Annotated in this window: 17 protein-coding genes; 4 read left to right on the top strand and 13 right to left on the bottom strand. The window is 34.2% G+C overall.

Annotated features, from left to right (window positions below):
* Positions 1-7: 7 nt before the first annotated feature.
* The 3 genes from PC_RS05910 to PC_RS05920 are packed head-to-tail and all read left to right on the top strand — an operon-like array spanning position 8 to position 2,123.
* Entirely contained in the window at positions 8-217 is a 210-nt protein-coding gene (locus PC_RS05910; protein WP_042282512.1) for a hypothetical protein, read from the top strand.
* A 9-nt stretch (positions 218-226) separates the two neighbouring features.
* Entirely contained in the window at positions 227-1,807 is a 1,581-nt protein-coding gene (gene lysS / locus PC_RS05915) for a lysine--tRNA ligase (RefSeq protein WP_044045476.1), read from the top strand.
* 40 nt (positions 1,808-1,847) lie between these two features.
* On the top strand, positions 1,848-2,123 hold the full coding sequence (locus PC_RS05920; protein ID WP_011175779.1) for a hypothetical protein: 276 nt from the start codon (positions 1,848-1,850) through the stop codon (positions 2,121-2,123).
* Between the two features lie 108 nt (positions 2,124-2,231).
* Here PC_RS05920 and PC_RS05925 read toward each other — a convergent pair whose 3' ends face one another.
* Positions 2,232-3,398, bottom strand: a complete 1,167-nt coding sequence (locus PC_RS05925) for a hypothetical protein (RefSeq protein ID WP_232086065.1) — start codon at positions 3,396-3,398, stop codon at positions 2,232-2,234.
* A 563-nt stretch (positions 3,399-3,961) separates the two neighbouring features.
* Here PC_RS05925 and PC_RS05930 point away from each other — a divergent pair.
* Entirely contained in the window at positions 3,962-5,026 is a 1,065-nt protein-coding gene (locus PC_RS05930) for a hypothetical protein (protein ID WP_011175781.1), read from the top strand.
* A 432-nt stretch (positions 5,027-5,458) separates the two neighbouring features.
* On the opposite strand, the gene PC_RS05940 is transcribed toward PC_RS05930, so the two are convergent.
* The 12 genes from PC_RS05940 to PC_RS05995 form a co-directional block, all read right to left on the bottom strand.
* Positions 5,459-6,766: a hypothetical protein gene (locus PC_RS05940; protein WP_011175783.1), complete on the bottom strand. Its 1,308-nt coding sequence runs from the start codon at positions 6,764-6,766 to the stop codon at positions 5,459-5,461.
* Positions 6,767-7,088: 322 nt separating this feature from the next.
* Positions 7,089-7,340, bottom strand: coding sequence for a hypothetical protein (locus tag PC_RS05945; protein ID WP_011175784.1), 252 nt, complete (start codon positions 7,338-7,340; stop codon positions 7,089-7,091).
* A gap of 10 nt (positions 7,341-7,350) precedes the next feature.
* Positions 7,351-8,787: a cysteine--tRNA ligase gene (cysS, locus tag PC_RS05950; protein WP_011175785.1), complete on the bottom strand. Its 1,437-nt coding sequence runs from the start codon at positions 8,785-8,787 to the stop codon at positions 7,351-7,353.
* A gap of 204 nt (positions 8,788-8,991) precedes the next feature.
* Positions 8,992-11,709 (bottom strand): AMP-binding protein, encoded by a 2,718-nt coding sequence (locus tag PC_RS05955; RefSeq protein ID WP_011175786.1) that lies wholly within the window; start codon positions 11,707-11,709, stop codon positions 8,992-8,994.
* A 331-nt stretch (positions 11,710-12,040) separates the two neighbouring features.
* Positions 12,041-12,463, bottom strand: coding sequence for a bis(5'-nucleosyl)-tetraphosphatase (locus PC_RS05960; RefSeq protein WP_044045047.1), 423 nt, complete (start codon positions 12,461-12,463; stop codon positions 12,041-12,043).
* Between the two features lie 8 nt (positions 12,464-12,471).
* Positions 12,472-13,719, bottom strand: coding sequence for a beta-ketoacyl-ACP synthase II (fabF, locus tag PC_RS05965; RefSeq protein ID WP_039359465.1), 1,248 nt, complete (start codon positions 13,717-13,719; stop codon positions 12,472-12,474).
* A 91-nt stretch (positions 13,720-13,810) separates the two neighbouring features.
* Positions 13,811-14,191, bottom strand: coding sequence for a ribosome silencing factor (rsfS, locus tag PC_RS05970; protein WP_011175789.1), 381 nt, complete (start codon positions 14,189-14,191; stop codon positions 13,811-13,813).
* A gap of 303 nt (positions 14,192-14,494) precedes the next feature.
* Entirely contained in the window at positions 14,495-16,672 is a 2,178-nt protein-coding gene (locus PC_RS05975; RefSeq protein WP_011175790.1) for a glutamine synthetase III family protein, read from the bottom strand.
* Between the two features lie 222 nt (positions 16,673-16,894).
* A complete protein-coding gene (locus PC_RS05980) occupies positions 16,895-17,536 on the bottom strand; it encodes an HAD family hydrolase (RefSeq protein WP_011175791.1) in 642 nt (213 codons plus the stop codon).
* A gap of 92 nt (positions 17,537-17,628) precedes the next feature.
* Positions 17,629-19,350, bottom strand: a complete 1,722-nt coding sequence (locus PC_RS05985; RefSeq protein ID WP_011175792.1) for a hypothetical protein — start codon at positions 19,348-19,350, stop codon at positions 17,629-17,631.
* A 509-nt stretch (positions 19,351-19,859) separates the two neighbouring features.
* Positions 19,860-20,894 (bottom strand): tRNA (adenosine(37)-N6)-dimethylallyltransferase MiaA, encoded by a 1,035-nt coding sequence (gene miaA / locus PC_RS05990; RefSeq protein WP_011175793.1) that lies wholly within the window; start codon positions 20,892-20,894, stop codon positions 19,860-19,862.
* A 148-nt stretch (positions 20,895-21,042) separates the two neighbouring features.
* Positions 21,043-21,396 carry an STAS domain-containing protein gene (locus tag PC_RS05995; RefSeq protein WP_011175794.1) on the bottom strand — a complete coding sequence of 118 codons (354 nt, stop codon included), beginning with the start codon at positions 21,394-21,396 and terminating at the stop codon, positions 21,043-21,045.
* Between the last annotated feature and the right edge of the window lie 36 nt (positions 21,397-21,432).

A 21,432-nucleotide genomic window follows, 5' to 3' on the forward strand; every position in this document is an offset into this window, starting at 1 on the left:
GTCCCATATGAAATTTGCCCAAACAATTAAATTATTAAGAGAAGCAAACCGTCAAACAAAATTTTTTATTTTCATGTTTGTTCTTTATACGCTGGCATTAATTTGGACAACAGTGCAAGCTTATGCACGTCTTGAATACAGCCGCAGTGACGAGCAAAAACCCATTCAAGTTCGTATTCCCAATTTGGATTTAGAAAATACCCCTTTAAAGAAATAGATGAGTTTTATGACAAAAAAACCTGATTATCACCAACATGAAGAATACCAAAATCGCTTACGTAAACTTGTTGAAATACGTCAATGCAAGATAGATCCTTATCCCGCTAAATATACACCAACTCATACAGCAGAATCTCTTCATCAAGAATACGATACAAAACAAATTGGACATAGTGAAGATGCAGCTTCAGGATCCACACCTTTTGTTTGTTTGGCTGGCCGTCTTGTCCTTTTTCGTTCCATGGGAAAAAATGCCTTTGGTCATCTACAAGATGAAACAGGACGCATACAAATCATGTTTAATCGGGACCAAACGCTAGTCACGAACTTTGAACCTAGTTCTGAAGAACCCGAATTATCTCCATATAAATTTATCGAAAAAAAAATCGATCTCGGAGATATCATTGGAGTTGAAGGCTACTTATTCCATACTCAAAAAGGAGAACTAACTGTTTTTGTCAAACAGCTGACTCTTCTTTGTAAAACTCTACTTCCGCTTGCCGATAAACATGGTGGACTGGCTGATAAAGAATTGCGTTATCGTAAACGTTGGTTAGATTTGATTTCCCATTTAGATGTAGCTAAAGTTTTTCGTATCCGTAGTCATATCTTGAAAGAAATCCGATCTTACTTTGACCAGTATCAATTCCTAGAAGTAGAAACACCAATCCTACAAAGCATTTATGGAGGAGCAGAAGCCCGCCCCTTTATCACAAAATTAAATGCGCTGGATCAAGAAATGTTTTTACGCATTTCTTTAGAAATTCCTCTTAAAAAGTTAATTGTAGGAGGGATGCATAAAGTTTATGAAATGGCACGTGTATTTCGTAATGAAGGCATTGATCGCAATCATAATCCTGAATTTACCTTGTTAGAAGCTTATGCTTCCTATTGGGATTATTTCGATATGATGAACTTTGTGGAAAATCTTTTCGAAAAGCTTGCTCTAGACCTCTATGGAACCACGAAAGTTCCTTATACAGCACATGAAGGAGCTGAAACAATTTATATCGATATGAAAGCTCCTTGGATTCGATTGACTATGAAAGAAAGCATTAAAAAATATGCTAATCTCGATCCTAATGTTTTATCTGATGAAGAGATGCGACATTTATTGCTCGAGAGTGCACATTGTGATCCTAAAAAAATTAAAGGATTGAGTCGCGGACTTCTGATTGCGGCTTTATTTGAGGTTTTTGTAGAACCTCATTTAATTCAACCCCACCACATTTACGACCATCCCATTGAGACAACGCCTCTTTGTAAACCACATCGTGATCTTAAATACCGCGAAGAAGGACTTGTTGAACGTTTTGAAAGTTTTATTTTAACACAAGAAGTGTGCAATTCTTACAGCGAATTGAACGATCCTGAAATTCAACGTCATTTGCTTGAGCTACAGTCAGATCGCCGTGAAGCTGGTGATGAAGAAGCTAGTCCCTTGGATGAAGAATTTATTGAAGCGATTTGCCAAGGTATGCCTCCCACAGGGGGAATTGGAATTGGAATTGACCGACTGGTAATGATATTAACTAATTCTCATTCGATTCGGGATGTCCTTTATTTTCCTTGGATGAAAACAATTTAAAACACATCGCTATAACGGGCTAATCTGAAAGGAGAATTTTATGAATTTTTGGGATTCCCACGGTATTTTCTTTTTACTCTTTATCACGCTATTTCCTAGGTTGACAATGCTTTTTGCGGTTACCATCCCCTTTAATCCCCTTACTTGGATGGGTTGGCTCTTTGCCCCTCATTTAACAGTTGCCATTTTAGCCACCCAATATTATTGGCAAACCAATCCCATTCTATGCATCATTGCTTGGTTTGTTGCTTTAGCAGGAACAGGTGGAGAAGCTAAAGTAGTGACAGTCGGAGCCCGCTACCGTCGATGGCAGTAAATTAAAAACTCAAGTAAAAATAGCCACAGAAATTCGGATGTAAGGTTTCCCCTTGTTCCTTATCAGGGAAAAGGGGGAAAATGAGTTTTAGAGAAATAAAAAAATATTTTAAATAATCCCGATTTGTGGATCAGCAGTAGCACTGGTGCGCGTTTCTTGTCTCTTGATCCAAGTGAAAGGTTCTTGTTCAGCAACCTCAGAATTTTGGTTAATTCTAATTTCCATACCAATATTGTGGCTAGCGACTACGCAATTACCCACTGTTTGCTGAACTTTAGGTGTAAATTGTTTAGAAAGCTCCAAAAGACGACTTGTTGAAAACTCCTCAGTTTCGCCATATTGATAAGCTTTTACTAAATTCAAATTATAAATCATATCTTTCGCTTTGTCTGCAGGCAATAAAGATGCAATGAGGATATCTGATAAATATTTTTTTAATGGTTCTGGATTTTGCTCGATGCTTGTAAAATTTACTGTAGCAATACAGCTGGGATAGATCCCACTGATTCCACCTATAACAGCAGGAAGGTGATAGCTATTATCTTCGCTCCATAAACCTGCATTGTCAACACGAATTAAAACATGATTACTTACACGCCGAAAACTCACATAAACACAGTGGTTTATAGAACCAGAACTATAACTCACTTCTTCCTCAGGCTCAAGACCTTGAATAATTCTTAGCATTTTGTTAGTAGAAAAATCAAGCACGTTTCTGATTTTTTGTAAAAGGTTAATTAGCTCATCTGGATCTTCTTCTTCCATGGCAATAGCTTCTTTGATAGCAGATGCATAATGTTTTTCTAGCTTTGCTACCAGTCTGGCAACTCGAAGAGTTTCAAGTTCAACACAAATTTCTTTTGCACAACGCTGAATTAATTCGGTTCGTTGTGTATTAGTAAATTGATAAGAAAATTTAGGCAACTTGCGCTTGGAAATCTCTTCATTAACTAGGCTCATTGTTAACCAAAAAAGATAGCTAATGCGCAGGGGAAGAAAATCTGCTGTATTCCAGCCAGATAAATTAATCCCTTGCACAAACTGACAAGATACTAAGCCGCTAGCATCTGCTTCACAAGAAGGAGGCGTATCAGTAACAACTCCTGCTAAATCTGCCAGATGTCCATGATAAACACGATAATTACGTGGATTCTTTCTATATTGATCAATGTCTAAGCCGAGCAAGCTAGATATATGCTGGTCAATTAGTGACTGTTCTTCTAGATGATTTAGGCCTTCTAATTCTTTAGCTACCTCTTTAATACGGCCTAGCATTTCATTATACTCACCCATTACGCGGGAAGGCGCTAATGGTATACTAGGTATAAAATTTTGGTTTGATGTAGGTAAAAAGCTGTTAAAATTTGCATCCATATGTTCTCTCCTCTTAAAGTTACATCCAAAATGTTGTTCGCTTTTTTTATTTTAATATTCAGATAATTGCAATAAAAATTTGATTAAAATAAAAAATTAAGAGAAAGAGCTATTGAGACGGACAGGTCAAATATAGGTAATATACATCAATAAAATGGTATTTAAAAAATTATATGCTTCCCATAATGTTATGTAAGTAATGCTATTCACATTAAATATTTTTAACGAACTAACAAATACTTTTTTAATTGAAAAAGTAATGCATAATTCTCTTAACTTACAATTTTTTGTAAAAATATTTATTTTTTCATTTTAGTTTTTGAAATTTAAATTCCGCTTTAAAAAAATTTATAGACCTTAATTTCTAAATAGCAGATTATTTGTACAAAATTAATTGTGAATTTAATCTAAAAAAGAAACGATAAAAATCATATTTTTTACAGAAAAAACTAGGAAAATTTCTTATGCATAGTCTATCAAATAGCGTAGTTGGGCAAAAAGTAAACTTTGAAAATGATCATGAACAAGCCCCAAAAGGTTTTGAGAATGCACAAAATCTTCTTCGCGAAAAAATTCACTCTTGCGTCATTTCTACAGTTCAAAAAATTGCAGAAGATTATGAAAAACGTCTTCAAGGTTACGAAAATAATGTTGAATGTTTAAACGGCGGTATTTGGATGCCTAACGCCTACTTTAAAGCGCTAGACGAAAAAAAAAAAATAACCCGTTTAAAATACATGGTTTCTAAAAATTATTTTGACCATTTTTACTCTAAAGATTTTGAGGCTATTCCCTCAGCTGATGCTATACACAAAACAGGCTTTGTCAAATATCAAATCAGAATAAAAAAAGGTGTTAGTCCTTCAGAGGCTTTAAAATCGGCACAACGAGGTCCAACCCTAGTGGATTGTGCAACAGTCTGTCAGATTGGTCAATACCAAGCTTTACTCGAAGTGTTAGGGGAAGAAAAATTTAATTATTTATTTGGTCATGAAACAGGAAGCCCTTTAGTTTTGTGTAGTTACGCTATAGATAACCCACTTATGCCATTCTTGAGACAATACACAATCAAAAATAGCGAAAAATGGCCAATAAACGAAGTAAACTTAGAAAAAGGCTGGCGCGTAGTTTTCAATAATGTTTCGAAATACAATATAAAGCATGGAATGAGAGGCGATGCCGTATCTTTCAATGTGATTTGCTTTGATACAACAGTAGATAAAGAAAAATTTATTGGTTTTGGATTAGGTGGTAAAGAGGTAACAGAAGAGCAGATTGAGCAAGCCCTTATTAACGAATACAACGCTCAACCAATCACAGAAAAGCTTTCTGCTGATCATGAGGGGAACAATTGCAATTCTGAAGATATTATAACATTAGAAAGCGCCAAAAAAGACCCTCATTTTGGTTTTGATTCTAATCTTAGGCTAGATTTAAATATAGACTTAATTCAAGAGTTATCAACAATAAGTAAAGAAGATTTTACTATTGAAAAAATTAAAGCAATCATTCAAAGATTCAATAGTTGATTAATTTTTTTCATTAAAAATTGCTTCATCTTATTTTAATTGAATTTCCTAATTTTAACGTAGAATTCCTTAAAATTATTAACTTGCTCCAAAAATATAATGCCGTCTTATTCGCATATTTAAAAGCGAAAATTTGTTTTAAATTAGCCACCGTAATTTTCTTTGATCGAATTATAGTTGGCTTTTCTCTTGTAAGTAGGAAAAGCTTGTTTACGCATATTTTTAACAGGCCCGAAATATGTCAAACGCCTTGGATAAACATTCCTAATACGTTTAAAATCTTACCATCTGCTATTATCCCCACTTCAAAAATTCAACAAAACAAAAATTCCACTGACTTTACTATGCTATACGCTCTCTTCGAAATGGTTTTCTAAATTCAGAGATAAAATTACTAATTTCTAATTCTTGATAAGAGTAGATTATCCGACTCTAACTATGGGCCCCTTTATAACAACGATAAACATAGGCAAAATCAGCAAGCCGATCTTGCGGCCATTGTTTTGCAAATCTGCCTTCTTGAATTAAGCATAAGCCCCCTTCTTCATTAACAATCGGGTTTTTACTATCTCTTTTAATGATTTTTACTTGATCAATAGACGCAACTCCTTCTTCTGTCAGTTTACCAGTATGAGGGTGAATCTCTAATTCTGGCTGCCCCAAAAAAGCTGAAAGATCTGAAAAACCTGATTTTGCCCTTATAAAAACTGAGAAATTAGCCATTGAAATTAAGTCAGTTAAGATAGCTTCATCTGCATTGCATTGGTTTGATCGATAATTAATGGTTACATCCTGACTATGACCATTTTGGTTAATAATAGTTTGAAACCTTGTTTTCAGGCTTGAGGGATCAACCGCATCGGTAAAAATATAAATATTCAAGGGTTTATTTTTATATTCATCTAAATTAAGGACATATGCGAGTTGCGCGTCATAATAACTTAAATCAGGAAAGCGTAAAGGATATAAAAATTTGTCTTGAAGATTATCAAAATTTCCCCCGTCTCTTACTTGAATAGCAATATTAACCTTGCCTTCTATAGGTTCAACAATAGGAAATTTGATATGGCTAGCTGGAGCAAAGTCATCCTGATAGGCCGCTTTAAAAGCTTTATTTTCAGCCCAATTAATTTTAGGTCTCCAATCCCAAAAATAAGGAACCGTAAATATCCCCGGTCCTAAATCTTCTTTTTTTAATTCACCACTACAAATTTTTTCGGCCTGTTCTTTACTAAGGAATTTAAAATTATTTGTTTTTGAAGATTCTTGAAGGTGAAACTTATGATTTTCAGAAATTTTGAAAGAATCAGAATCGGGAAAAGGCCTAATAATCACAGGGACATTTAATTGATAAGCAATCCATTTTGCGTTTAAATAAAATTTAGCATAATCTCCAAGGCGAGAAATCTCAAGATAAGGGAATGTAATAAAAGTTTGATTGATAAATGTGTTTTGATTAATTTTAATAATCTCAGAAAGTTCAATATTATTTTGCTTAGCTATACTTCGAATTTTTGAAGAAAAAGAAAACTTATTGATTGCTTGTTCTTTGATCCAAAAAATGGTTCCGATCAATAAATCGAATGTGACTGGAATTAACTTACAGAGATTAAAAAATTTTTTAGAAAAAGACTCAATTTTATTTATAGATTTATTTTCGTTATTAGTAAAAAAAACCTCTTTAAAATTAAAAGGAAAAGTTTTGAAATATTTATCAGTAATTTTTATATTTCCTAACATTTAAACCATTTTTTATTCTGTTAATTATAATTAATATAAAATTTTAATATTTACAATTAATTGTTAGTCCTAAGCATGTCATGCTTGACGCCGAACTTGAGCAATAGTTCATTTTATCCAACCCTTAATAATATAACTTTAATTTTTCGTATATTTTTGTATCCCCCTTTCATAGCGATATCTAATACAAATAAAAGTTTTCTCTGATGTTAAAATAATTTTCACAAATCATATTTCATCGTATTCCTTTTAAAAATTCTAAAAAAGTTTGTTATTTTATAAGGAGGCTTTATATCAATCAATTGCTTTATTGTTAAACTTGTTATGGTTCTTTCAAGCTTTCAGCCAGCTTAGCGCCATGAGGAGTGATTGAAATGTCAGACACATTTTTCTTTTTAATAAAATTGGCTTGAGCAAGTAAATTACAAATCGTATCCACAGCAGTTTTTTGAAGTCCCGCTAATTTTCCAATCTGATAACGATCTATTGGATCTTCCATTACTTCTTGTTTTAAAGCTTCTTTATAAAGACGCACCATAAACATTTCATCTTTTGTTCTTGCGCGATTGGACATTTTTATTTCCTTATTGTTTTTTTAATCTGGTACCTTGAGGAGTGTCTTCAATCAAATAGCCTCTTTGATGAATGAAATCACGTAATTCATCGGAAAGTGTCCAGTTCTTCTCTTGTCTCGCCTGTTGCCTTTTAGCAAAAGCTTCTTGTAGATCTACTGGAATACTTTCTTCTCTTTTATCAAATGTCAATACGCCTAAAATAGTATCAAATTTTTTCATAAGATTTATCACTGTCTCGGCTTCTTTTTGACTGACCTGATTGACATCACATAAACAATTGATTTCACGTACAAAATCAAAAATAGCAGCTAAAGCGGAAGAAATATTCAAGTCATCTGCGAGAGCTTCGGCAAATCGTATTAAAGCATCATTGACAAGTAAGTCAACCTGGCCGTCTGATTGAAGTGTTTGAATATTATAAATTCTTTGAATAAAGTCATTAAGGCGTTGCAATGAACTTTTGACTGACTCAACACCTTGAAATGTAAAATTTAATTGCGTTTTATAATGTGTTTGAAGAAGTAAATAGCGGACTTGAATACCTGTAAAACCTTTATTTAACAAATCACGCAATGTGTAAAAATTTCCTAAACTCTTGGACATCTTTTTTTGATCAACGACAAGATGTTCTGCATGCATCCATAAATTTACAAATTTTTTACCGGAGCAGGCTTCAGATTGTGCAATTTCATTTTCATGGTGAGGAAACATATTGTCTATTCCTCCCACATGAATATCTATCGTTTCTCCAAGTAGGTGCATGGCCATTGCTGAACATTCTAAATGCCAACCCGGGCGACCTAAACCAAATGGACTCTCCCAATAAATTTGACCATCACGCTCAGAATCATAACTTTTCCACAACACAAAGTCTGCGACATGTTCTTTTTCGTATTCATCAGCAGCCACTCGTTCAGAGGCCCCTGCTTGTAAGTCTTCTAAATGCAAGTGAGATAAACAACCATAGCGAGGGAATTGGTTAATGGCATAATAAATACTCCCATCCCCTCCTTTATAAGCGACTTTTTTATCTAAAAGAACTTTAATCATCTCAATCATAGCTGGAATATAATCAGTAGCAGCTGGATAATACTCTGCAGATTGGATATTTAAAGTTTTTAAATCTTCAAAAAAAGCATCCTTATAAGGCTTCGTATACTCATCAAGAGTAATACCCTTAGCAATAGCTCCTCGAATTGTTTTGTCATCCACATCAGTAAGATTCATAACCTGTGTAATAGAAAACCCAAAAAATTGAATTGTTCTTCTTAGTAAATCTTCAAAGATGTAAGTTCGAAAATTTCCAATGTGTGCATAGTGATAAACAGTTGGTCCACATGTGTAGAGTTGTATATGGTTGCCTTTTATTGGTTTAAGCTCTTGCTTTTGACGCTCAGCCGTATTATAAAGCCTGAGGGGAATATTTTTTAGGGCATGTTCATTCATAAAGGTATCCTATCGATCAGTAATGTCTTTATAACTTAAGTTGCGAATTTATCTAGTTGTAAAACCAATCTCTATTCAACAGCATTTTCTAAAATTTACTTTTATTTTTTAACCAAGTCAAATTTCAAAAGAAATTGTTAGAGGATAATTTCCAGCAGAATCTCATTTATATCAGCGATGTCAAATAACCTTTGCGCACGTAGACTATTTAGCATGCGTTTCTAAATTTTTTTTTAATTCACGATAATTAATTTTCCCTGTTCCCATCAAAGGAATTTCGGGTAATTGAATTACTTTAAAAACTTTAACTAAATTACTAAATCCTGCTTCTCGCAAAGCTTTATTAGCTTCATCGACAGAAGCTTCAAAACTGGTGAAAACAAATATTTTGGCTTTTTCTCCCGCCTCTTCTTCTGGGATGACAGCTAAGATGGGTCTTTCTTCCTGTTCATTTTTAACTTTCTCTCCAATTGTATGGTGTAAAGCTTCTTCAATTGCTGTTAAACTAACCATTTCCCCACCAATTTTAACGAATCTTTTTAGACGTCCACATATGATTAAATTCCCTTCTGAATCCAGGTAGCCTAAATCTCCTGTTGAATACCAAGCCTCCTGATTAACTGTAATAAAAGGGGAAGAGATCCCTTTATTAAGATAACCCGAGAAAATATTGGGCCCTTTTGCTAATACAAGGCCTTGTTCTCCTTGAGGTAAAGGTTGATGTTGATCAAGGCTAACAACACAAAGAGAGACTTGTTTCATAGGCTTTCCAACACCATAAACTGGATTTCCTGTGGTATTAGCAGTTAAGACAGGAGAGCATTCAGTAATTCCATAACCTTCAATTAAACGACAATGATCAAGCTGTCCAACCATTTGAAATAATTCTTTTGGGGCTTTTTCTGCTCCAGTTATACATATGCGAAGAGATTTAAGTTGGTCAGGATTCGCGTTTTTAAAAATTCCCCTCAAAAACGTCGGTGCCCCGCAAAGAATTGTAACAGCCCATTTCTCAATAGCTTTCGCAAGCCCTCTTCCATCAGTAGGATCGGCATAATAAGCAACTCTTAATCCACCTAGTAAAGGTAATAAACCACTTGCTGTGAATCCATAAGCATGAAATGGAGGTAACATCCCTAATAACACGTCATCTTGAAAAATTTCGACAGATTCAATAGCATCTCTTTGGTTATTTAAAATATTCCCATGCGTTAAGGGCACTCCTTTAGGCAAACTTTCAGTCCCGCTAGTGAATAACAAAACGGCTTTCGAATCTTTTGTTAAACTCTGAATATCAAATATTGATAAAATTGTTTTTGTTTTCAGTTTTGAACGAATAAAAGCTTTTAATTTATCTTTCCAAGAAAATTCTCGACGGGCATCTTCTAAGGTAATAATGAGTTCTTCTATCTCTGTTAAATCAACATTATCCAAACGATCCAAAAATGCCCAAGAAGAAAGCACAACCTGAATATTTGATAAAGATCGAACAGACTCCAAATGACGGGCTCCTGCTGTCCAATTGATTAAAAGAGGAACCTTTCCAGCTAACTGGCAAGCTAAGATCGTAAAATAAGTCACAACACTTGAGGGAAGTAAAATTCCGATATATTCTCCAGGAAGCTTCTTAATGTAATCAGTTAATAATAACACGCGTAGTTTAGCCTGTGCATAGGTCATGACTCCAGAGCGCAAGTCTCCACATGCAACAGTATGCCCCATTCTTGCACAATTATTTAAAAAAACTTCAGGAATTGTTTCTCCCTCAGGAAATGTCGCACGTTTATGAGGGAACGATGAAGCGAACCAACGAGTTAAATCATTTTCTTCCTCTTCCACCTCTTCTTCAAAAGTAATTTGCTTAGATGCAAGGGCCATCACTTTACCAACAGTTGTTAATTCACTGACAGGCACTCCAGTTAAATCAAAATCATTATCAAGAAAAGCAATAAGTTCAGCAACATCGAGTGAATCTAACCCTAAATCACTACTTAAATTCATCTCAGGTTTAATGAGAGAAGGATCCATATTTGTTATTTCTGACAACTTTTGTTTCACTTTAATTTGAATGTCTGTAGAGATAGCTGCTAAATCAATTTGTGCATTAGATTTATTCTCAATATGAATTGTGGGAAGTTCTTCTCTCCACATGCTATACGAAACAAGATAAAGATCTTCTCCCTCCTCTTTGTTCTGCTTTAGTCGACTTGGCTGATTATACCAATTTTCTAAATAGCGGTTGAGTTCTAAGCGTGAAGCTTGATAGGGAAAATCAGCTGGGGCAGGCATAAATTCAATGATCACTTCTCGCCGAGGAGTAAAGAAAATTAAATTTTTAAAAGCAATTTTGACTCCCTCAAAAATTGTTTTGAACATAGGAGGAGATTTCCCAGTTAAGGCTCTCGAAAAGCTACTTCCCCATAATCCAGTTGTTCGGACAAGCACAATATTCGCTTCAGGAACAGCTTGAATAATACGATGAACACCCGATGCCGCAATAATTTCTTTGGCTTGGTTTTTAACTTTACCTGCCGGGTAGATAAGGAAATTTTCTTTCTTTCTTAAATCATTAATGACTGTTTCTATGACTTGATCAACTTTTTTTTTCTTCAAGCTGTTGCTTGAAGAAACAAAATTTGGAATAGGTATAGCTCGCATGAATTTCATAAAGCCATGCACGATAGGAGTATAATACATATATTCAACGATCAGGGGGCGAATGAGATATTTTTTCCAAATAGCTAAAGTAACCAATGTGGGATCAACAAAAACAGTGGGGTGGTTCGGCAAAAAAAGAACACCACCTGGTTTATTCAAAACTTTAGGGTTTACGTTTTCAATTCCTTTAATCGTAACTCTATAACGAAACCATAGAGTAAATCGCATAAAATAAAGTAATACTAAGCCTAGTAGATGTCTCACTGGAATTCTCCTCATTTATCTATTGCACTTACAAGTAAATTTAAAAATTCGTTGTTACGTCTTCAACATTTGAATCTAAATATTAACCAATTTAGCTCAAATCCTATTTTTTGAATTCTCTTATATCTAGCAATCAATTGATAAGTTAGATTTTGTGTAGCAAATGATAGCATTTACTAGAAATAAAATCATAAATTCAAAGAGTTCTTCATCAAAACAAGCCGGATTTTATATAAACGAGGCTAAAAAAATTAAAATGTGTGTTGAAAAAACTAATGAATGCATTTCAGATACCTGGTAATTGATTGAATGGATCATCCAAACATTTTACTTAATCAAGATTGAGAAGTTTTAAAATGGAATGGCAAAGCTTTTTTCCTTCAGGAAAAGAAATTTTTTCACACGCCTCAGAAAGCAAAATCCACTGACTCGACCGAATTTCTGACCATTGAATAACAACTTCTCCCTCTACTAAAGCAGCAAAATAAGCAACAGTTTTATCAATGCGTTGTTTATTAAAGGTAAAAATATAATGTTCCAAAAAAACTTCTTCGGATAAATAGCTTGTGATTTTCAAACCTGTTTCTTCGAACAATTCTCTTTCAGCGGCTTGTTTTGGGGACTCATTGGCATCTGCATGCCCTTTAGGAAAAGACCAATGCCCCGCTTGCTGCTGAATGAGCAATACGTACCATTTATCTTCTTTTCTTTGAATGGGAATAATTCCGTAAGAATAATCTTTTTTTAAGGGCATTTTAGCGTCTAGGGTTCATAAGGAGCAAAAATAACAGAAGCATTATGACCTCCAAAGCCAAACGAATTAGAAATCGCACGTTTCACGATAAATCGTTGCGCCTCGGATGAAACATCAAATTCTAAATTAGGTTCTGGGTTTTCTAAATTAATGGTTGGATGAATTTGATGTTCAAGAATCGCTTTAATTGTCGCAATTGCTTCCACCCCACCTGCAGCGCCTAACAAGTGACCTATCATCGATTTTGTTGCGTTCATTTTGATCGAAGAAGGGTTTTTAAAAACTTTTTTTAGGGCATTAACCTCAGCCATATCTCCCGCAGGAGTAGAAGTGGCATGAGCATTAATATAATTAATCTCTTCGGGTTGGATTCCTGCATCCTGTAAAGCTCTGCGAATACATAAAGCAACACCCTCTCCGTCTGAACGTGGCTCTGTCATATGATAAGCATCACACGACAATCCACCTCCTAAATACTCAGCCAAAATAGGTGCTTCTCGAGCTAAAGCGTGATCTAAACTTTCCATCACAAGAACACCAGCTCCTTCACCAAGGACGAAACCATCTCTTCCCTGATCCCAAGGGCGAGAAGCTTTAGCTGGATTTTCGTTTCGTTGAGAAAGGGCTTTACATGCGCAAAAACCTGCTAATCCCATCGGCATCACAGCCGCTTCTACACCTCCACACAGCATCAAATCAGCCTCTCCATTTCTGATGTGTTGAGCAGCAGAAATAATCGAATTATTTGCGGTAGCACAAGCTGTTGAAATAGAATAGTTAGGGCCCATAAAACCAATATCTATTCCCAGCAACGCCCCACACATATTTGTCAAAATAAAAGGAACAAAAAAAGGAGATACTTTTCGAGGTCCTTTTTCAACTAATGTTTGCACTCCATCAGCAAACATTGTCATTCCTCCCATTCCAGAACCAATCAAAATACCGCACCGTTCTTTTTGAAGTCTTTTTAAGTTTTCTTCATTTAAATTAGCTGATTCTAGTGATTTTTTTCCTGCTACCATCGTATAAGCAATCGATTTATCCACTCGACGAGCCTGCTTTTTGTCTAAATACTCACCAGCTTCAAAATTGGGGATAATTCCAGCAAATCGCGTTGGATAATCTTCACATGGGAATTCTGTGATAGGTTGAATACCACTCTGACCGGCTAAAAGATTTTGATAAAAAGCATCAACATCGTTTCCAAAACATGAAACAATACCCATTCCTGTAATGACAATTCGTTTTTTGCTCATTTTCCTCAATCCTTTTAGATTGGTTTAAAAAGGTTAACTACTACTTTTCTCACAAACGGCAATCGTTTTCTTTTATGAATGCATAAACATGTTAAGCTCTTTTAAACTCTGGTCGTGACGTATCAATAGAAACATCTACAATTTTTCCCCCTTTCCATAATTCTTCAAGAGCATATTTTTCTCGCAGATCTGGAACAAACAAATGAATCACAAAGTCAGTATAATCTAAAACAATCCAATCACCTTCTCTTTCTCCTTCTATGTGATAAGGATGATGCTGGTGTTTAGCTAATTGATCAACAATTGTTTGACTAATCGCTCTGACGTGACGATCAACAGTTCCTTCAGCAATGATGAAATAATCGGTCATAGTACAGATGCCTTTGACATCTAAAACTAAAATATTGAAACCTTTTTTATCATAGATAGCTTGAGCAACTTCAGTTAATGTTTTTAAGTAAAAATCTTTCATTGTATTTTAACGATTAAATGTTAATAGGCTAGAAAAGATGACATTTTAACACAGTTCTAAAGATAAATACCACTTATTTAACCAAAACGCTTGGGGTATTTGCTTGGAAATTATTCAGCTCGGTTGCAAATCTTTTTAAATTTTTTGCAAAAGTATTTAATTTAATAGTTTCAAACATTACAAAAAATATAAAAAATAATTAGTTTATAAGCCTAAGATCCTGCTGATCAAATAATTTAGTCAAAACTCCATAAATTTCTGACAAATCAATAGCAACTTCATTTGATTAATCAATCATTTTTTTTAAATCATAAATAATAATTCTCGATATTTTGGAAAAGGCCACAAAGCATCATCACAGATCACCTCAAGATCATCTACAATTGCTCGAAATTGTTCCATTTTAACAATAATTTTTTCACCAAAAACTCTAGCTTTTTCTTGAACTGTTAATAAAGTAAGTTGCTCTTTGAGCATTTCAAGCTCTTTGCAACACTTTATACTTTCTTCAACCTTATCATTAATCTCTTTAATCCAAGCATTTTGTTCTATTGAATGAAATTGGTGAGAAGAAAGGGTTTGTTTGCATCTGAGATAACTTGTTGCGATTGTTGTTTGGTAATTAAAAACAGCAGGAAGAATTTGTGTTTTAAACATATCGAGCATTAAATTAACTTCAATAGTCATATTCAAGGTATACGTTTCTAATAAAGCCTCTTGACGACTTGCAAGCTCTTGAGAAGTTAAAATCTGATCAAATAAATGGATGGTTTTAGGGTGAGTCAATGTTAAAAAAGCTTCAGAAGAGCATTTCAAATTAGGTAAACCCCTTTTTTGAGCTTCTTTAATCCAATCCTCATGGTAATTATCGCCAGTAAAACGAATCGCTTTTGCAATTTTTAAATATTTTTGTAACACAGGAAAAATAGCTTTTGATATCGCTTCGGTATTCCCTTTTGTTTGATCAGTATGAAATTCAATTTCATCTAAGATAAGGTGAAGACTTTCTGCCACAGCTAAATTAAGAACCGTCACTGGAAATGCGGGATTAGAAGAAGATCCAACAGCTCGAAATTCAAACTTATTTCCTGTAAAAGCAAATGGAGATGTTCGATTACGGTCTGTATTGTCTTTAGAAAGGTCTGGCAAAATAGCCCCTAAATCATAGCAATTTTTTGCAGAAATAAATGTAGAATTTCCTTTTTCCTCAATCTCATTTAAAAGAGTTTCTAACTCTTCTCCTAAATAAATAGACATAATAGCTGGAGGCGCTTCATGACCTCCTAATCGATAATCATTTGAAGCGGATCCAATCGCAGCTCTTAATAAAGTCGAATGTTGATAAACACCATACAGAATGGCTGTCATTAATATGAGGAAATGAAGATTATTATGAGGGGTATCTGTCAAATCTAACAAATTAACACCTTTATCTGTTGACAAAGACCAATTAGAGTGCTTACCCGAACCATTAATTGCCATAAAAGGCTTCTCATGTAAAAGACAAGCTAATCCTTGCTTTTGCGCTACTTGTCTCATCAGTTCCATTAATAAAATATTATGATCAATGGCAACAGTTGATTTTTCAAATATAGGTGCCACTTCATGTTGAGCCGGAGCAACCTCATTATGCCTTGTTTTAACAGGAATTCCTAATTCAATAGCGGTATCTTCAAAGGCACGCATATAAGTTAAAATGCGATCTTTAACAGAGCCAAAATAATGATCTTGTAGTTCTTGACCTTTCGGCGATGGAGCTCCAAATACAGTTTTACCAAGTAAAATGAGATCCGGCCTTAAATTGCGTAGTTTTCGGTCTATCACAAAGTATTCTTGCTCTAGCCCAAGTGTTGAATACACATACTCTGCCTCAAGTCCAGTTAATTGAAGCAGCCTCAAAGCCGCTTGATCAATTTTTCTTTCTGATCGTAAAAGAGGAATTTTTGAATCTAACACATCTCCTGTCCAAGAGAAAAAAACAGAGGGGATGCAAAGAATTACCCCATTCCCCGCTTTCCAAAGGAAAATAGGAGAAGTTGGATCCCATCCCGTATAACCTCTTGCTTCATAAGTACTTCTTAATCCTCCGGAAGGAAATGAAGAAGCATCTGGCTCCCCTTGTATGAGTTGTTTACCATTAAATTTTTCCATAACACCATCCGCAGAATCCCATTCAATAAATGCATCATGTTTTTCAGCGCTTGCCCCTGTTAAAGGTTGAAACCAATGACAGAAGTGTGTCGCTCCATGACTCATTGCCCATTCTTTCACAACAATAGCAATGCTATCTGCATATTCTGCTTTAATTTTCTCGCGCCCGTTAATGGCATTTGATACGTTTTTGTAAATCTCTTCAGAAAGCATTTTTTGCATAACTGTTCTAGAAAATACATATTTCCCAAAATTTTGAGAATTCACAGTTTTTTTTCTTTTTGGAGGTTCGCTTATCTCACTCATTTCTTTCAAAATTTGCTTTCTCACCGTTAACCTTTATAACTAATCTAAGGGAAACATTTTCCCAATAATTTGGATGGAGACGATTCTTGTTTTCAACGCAGGTTATTTGCTCAAAGTAATAAGAAAGAAGAAAAATTGATAGATAAATTCAATATTCAAATGATAAAAATATTAAATAGATTTTAGAATATTTAACAAAATTTTGGTGGAAAGGGTAAAATGGTCTAAACTAGTTGCATGAATGAACTATAAAATTTCCCAACCCCTTTCCTGACAGATTTTTCTTAAATAATTATCAGGGACAACTCCTACAGCTTTTCCGGATAATTCTAGAATAGGTAAATCTAAATAGCTATCAGAATAAGCTGTAATAGCAGTATAGTCAATTTGCATTTGATTAATTAAAGATACAACATAATTAGCTTTATTTAATCCATCTAAAATAGAAGAAAGGTATTCTAATTTCCCTTCCTGATCTGGAGCATAAACACTTGCCCGCCAATTTTTAACATCTAATTTTTCAGCAATCGGCTGTACCAAAAAATCAGGAGAAGCAGATAAGATAAGTGTGTAATCCCCTCTTTGTTTGGCTTCTTGCAGTCTTTGCAAAGCTGGCTCATAAAAAAGTTTGATCAATTCTAAATCTAAAAAATTTTTAACGTGTTTTTGAAGCTCTTTTAAGTAAAGACCTTTAAACAATTTCTGAAAAATTTTCTCGTGAAGTTTTTGCATCGACATTCCTAAGAATTTATGCCGAGCATAGTAAAACAGGCAATGTGAAAGAGTAAAAAAAGAAATGAATTTCTGCTGATAAAGATACGTGCCAAATCGATAACTACTATTGACAGTAAGCAGTGTGTGATCTAAGTCAAATACACAAAGTTTCATCTTTTTTGGTCTTTATCAATTGTTAATTTTAATAATTGATGTTTAATGAATAGATTTTACACAATATTCATGACTCCAGCTTACACAGAAATTTATGATCGTTTAATTTTAGATTGTAGTTCAACAATTTTCTTTTCGATTTCTACAATTCCTTGGGTAGCTCTTTCAAAACGTTCCTTTTCTTCATTGATTTGAGAAGTAAACAGCATTGCTTTTTCAAAATCGAGATTAGAAGATCCGGAAGCTTTACGCAAGATTTCAAGTTGTTTTTTTATTTCTTGCCGACGCTCTTTTCGCTGCCTAAGAACATCTTGTAGCTGCTTTAATGCATAACGATCATCATCTGAAATAGCCAACATAGCTTTTTCATTTTTTTCAGTAATAATATCTCGAAGTGGTCTCAAAATACGTTCAATTTCTATTTTCTCACTTTTCGTCAATGAAGACTCTTGCAATTGTGCTAACAATTGGTCTCTATCAGAAGTTAATTTCATTAGTTCATACGATTCTGCTTGACTAACTAAATTATCGGCCAATTCTTTAAAAGTATTGAATTTTTCTTTTTTCTGACGATTACGCTCCTGTTCTTGCTGATAGCGCAGATCTTCTTCATGCTTTGCTTTATCGTGAACGATTTTGCGAATATGACTCAATTCTTCTTTTAATTCTTTTAGCTCATCACGACCAAGCTCTGTTCGCCGCATAAATGTGATAATTTCTTCTAATTTTTTTTGAGCCTCAACGGTTGAACCTGTTTGTTCAACGAATGCTTTACAAAGTTGAAGTTGCTCTTTTATTAAATTTGCATTTTGCTTAAATAAAACTTTTTGATGAGCACGTTCTTTTTTACGTTCTTTTTCTTCAATTTTTATTTTATCCCAACATTCACTCAATCGAGTACGTGTTTGCGTGAAGGAATTTGTGTTCAAGGTTAATTGTTTAGCTAACCCCTGCAATGCTTTAATTTCTTCTCTTAAAGCATAAAGTGAATCGTGAGAAGATTCTTGATTGAAATGAGCTTGTATAAAGTAGTTAACATCTTCTACAAATAATTGACTGATTTGTTTAATAAGTTCTTTTCGTTTAGGGAAAACCAGGTCTCCCGCTGCAGAAAGGCGTTGAAAGAATTTATTTTTATGGCGCACTCGCATTTCTGTCTTAAGTAATTCTTTACGTAAAGCATTAATGCGAGAAGCCTGGACATTAAGGACATTCAATTGTTTTTGAAAATTAAGATAAATTTGCAGTTTCGATTGAAGAGTTTGTGGAATGATCAGGTTGTCTGGTACAGTTGATTTAGCGACATTTTCATCAAACTGCTGAATGTCATTTTCTAAAGCTTGAATAGCTATTTCAATTTGCTCAACAGCAAAAGCGCTTTGCTCATCTAAAATTTCTTTCAATTGACGAGCTTCTTTAGAAAGTTCACTATAGCGATTCCAAAGCTGCCCTCTAAGAGCAGGTGAAATATTTTCTTTAAATAAAGGAAGGCAAAGACGTCTAGCTTCCCAAAAATTGCGAAAATGGGGAGTCCCCCCTTGAGCTAATGTACTTTCCATAAAATCAATTGCGGATTGAAGCTTCAAATCTTGGCTAACTTGCTCCTCAAAATTTTTTCGAAAAGCCGCTAATTGAGGATCTTCAGATTCATCCATTTTTTCTGTTTTACGAGAAAATTCTTCTGACGGTTCTGGAATTTCCTCTTCTCGTTCCATGCTTGATTCCTCAACTAATTGTTGTAAGTTTTCATTCAAAGAGTCTGTTTGAATTTGTGATAAGATGTTTTTTTCTTTCGATTGTTTTTGTAAACTCATGTTTCAGACTCATTCATGAAGATATTTTTAAGATTTTGTGTGATAAGTAAGGCTGGATATTTAACTGATAATGCGTGCATTTGCGTTTATCTTAGCTATAATTTGAGTTGTTTCGATAAAACTTTAAAATTCGATTTAATCAGTTAATCATATTGCCGTGTAATTAAGCTTTGCGTTTTCTTCTCCTTAATAATACGGCAGGAGGTGCAGAAGATAACTCAAAACTTAGATTGATAGTCTTGCAATGCTTTTTACCAAATTCATTGATTCCACATTGGCAGCACTAAATTTTCAGTGAAATGATAGTGTATTGGTATTTTAAAAGTAAATCAAATTCAGTAAACTAATACAATACATGGTTAACAAAAGAGAAAGGATTTTTTTTAACTTAAATGATTTAACAATTTCAGCTTCAAACTTTAAATGATTGATAAGAGTTATTGAATCAGAGATACCAACTCATACAAATGAAAACAAAAATTAGATTACCTTTTTGCCTTTAAAATAAATTAAAGCAGTTCATAGTCTTTCAGGATCATATCAAAAACAACTTCTGGATCATGCATATCGACATCCAACCAACGAAACAATGGTTCTTTTCGAAACCATGTAAATTGACGTTTAGCATAATGCCTTGTCGCTTGCTTGAAAGATCGAATAAATTCTTGGTATTGTGATGCTGTTTGCTCAGTCTTTAGAAAATTAAGCGCTTGTCTATAACCAATTGCCTGTGAAGCTGATGAGTTACCTCGAATACCTAAAGAATCTAGGTGTCGCACTTCATCCATAAACCCTTCCTCAAGCATCTTATCGCAACGTTTATCAATACGTTCATATAATTTTTCTTTTGGTCGATGAAGAAACCAACATCTAAAATCATAGTTTTGGGGTTTCCTTCTACCTTTCCAAGATAACTTGCTAACCTTTTTGTTGGTTAGCATCATAATTTCTAAAGCTCTCACAATTTTTTGTTTATCATTCTTTGTGATTGTTTTAGCATATTGAGGATCTAATTGAGAAAGCCTTTCATAAAGTATTTCTGATCCCAATCGTTCAATTTCATCTTCAAACGATTTTCTTACCTCAGGAACTGAAGGAGGGCCACTGGGGGGACCATATAAAAGAGCGTGTAAATAAAAGCCCGACCCTCCAGCAATAATCGGAACATTCCCTTGGTCTAAAATTTTCTGACAAGCCTGTCTAGCTTCATAATAAAAATCTACGACATTAAAACTTTCTTGAATATCTCTAATATCTATTAGATGATGGGGAACAAAAAGTCGTTCTTCTTTAGTTGCCTTAGCCGTCCCAATATCCATCCCTCGATAAACTTGCATCGAATCAGCTGAGATGATTTCTCCATCCATAGTTTGAGCTAAATTCAATGCTAAAGCTGATTTTCCACAACATGTAGGTCCTGCAATAACTATTATTCTTTTCTTATTTTTTTGAAAATTAGAAGGAAATTTTTTCTGAACTTGTAATGCAAAATTTAAAACAATACGTTTGATTTCATCAGTTTCACAAGAAAAGTTGCCAATCACATCACCCATCCAACGATTAGTCTGTTTTGAAACTTCGACAGCAATTCAGTATCGAATAAAATTGTAATTAAATTTTTATTTAACAAATGAAAATTTAAATTGAAATTTCGAGGCATATCAATTCCAAAAAAATTGTAGAGCTGTTGAATCAAAATTTTTTTAAAGCCTCTTCTTCACTTTGCACTAATTCAAGGACATGATCAAATCCAGACATTTTTAATACGTCCATGACATTGACAGTCACTAAACAAAGAACTAATTTACCTGATAAAGTTTTTAATTTTTTGGTAATGGAAAGAAGCATACGCATGCCGGCACTACTTAAATAATCAATACCTGAAAAATCTAACAAAAGGTTATGCTGGCCATTATTAATATAATCGAAAACTTTACGTTCTGCACTAGGAGAAGAAATAGCGTCTAACCGACCTTGCATTCTTAAGACAAGCACATCACCTTTTAATTCTTCTTTGACGCTTACGAGACCTTCAATATTGCTCATAAACTCCTCGAATTTCGCTTTTAGTTTTAGACATGC

Source organism: Candidatus Protochlamydia amoebophila UWE25 (assembly GCF_000011565.2).
GTDB lineage: Bacteria > Chlamydiota > Chlamydiia > Chlamydiales > Parachlamydiaceae > Protochlamydia > Protochlamydia amoebophila.

Bases quoted from the DNA above. Each gene is read 5' to 3' on its own strand.
- PC_RS05910 (WP_042282512.1), top strand. From the start codon at position 8: ATGAAATTTGCCCAAACAATTAAATTATTAAGAGAAGCAAACCGTCAA.
- lysS (WP_044045476.1), top strand. From the start codon at position 227: ATGACAAAAAAACCTGATTATCACCAACATGAAGAATACCAAAATCGC.
- PC_RS05920 (WP_011175779.1), top strand. From the start codon at position 1,848: ATGAATTTTTGGGATTCCCACGGTATTTTCTTTTTACTCTTTATCACG.
- PC_RS05925 (WP_232086065.1), bottom strand. From the start codon at position 3,398: ATGCTAGGCCGTATTAAAGAGGTAGCTAAAGAATTAGAAGGCCTAAAT.
- PC_RS05930 (WP_011175781.1), top strand. From the start codon at position 3,962: ATGCATAGTCTATCAAATAGCGTAGTTGGGCAAAAAGTAAACTTTGAA.
- PC_RS05940 (WP_011175783.1), bottom strand. From the start codon at position 6,766: ATGTTAGGAAATATAAAAATTACTGATAAATATTTCAAAACTTTTCCT.
- PC_RS05945 (WP_011175784.1), bottom strand. From the start codon at position 7,340: ATGTCCAATCGCGCAAGAACAAAAGATGAAATGTTTATGGTGCGTCTT.
- cysS (WP_011175785.1), bottom strand. From the start codon at position 8,787: ATGAATGAACATGCCCTAAAAAATATTCCCCTCAGGCTTTATAATACG.
- PC_RS05960 (WP_044045047.1), bottom strand. From the start codon at position 12,463: ATGCCCTTAAAAAAAGATTATTCTTACGGAATTATTCCCATTCAAAGA.
- fabF (WP_039359465.1), bottom strand. From the start codon at position 13,719: ATGAGCAAAAAACGAATTGTCATTACAGGAATGGGTATTGTTTCATGT.
- rsfS (WP_011175789.1), bottom strand. From the start codon at position 14,191: ATGAAAGATTTTTACTTAAAAACATTAACTGAAGTTGCTCAAGCTATC.
- PC_RS05980 (WP_011175791.1), bottom strand. From the start codon at position 17,536: ATGAAACTTTGTGTATTTGACTTAGATCACACACTGCTTACTGTCAAT.
- PC_RS05985 (WP_011175792.1), bottom strand. From the start codon at position 19,350: ATGAGTTTACAAAAACAATCGAAAGAAAAAAACATCTTATCACAAATT.
- PC_RS05995 (WP_011175794.1), bottom strand. From the start codon at position 21,396: ATGAGCAATATTGAAGGTCTCGTAAGCGTCAAAGAAGAATTAAAAGGT.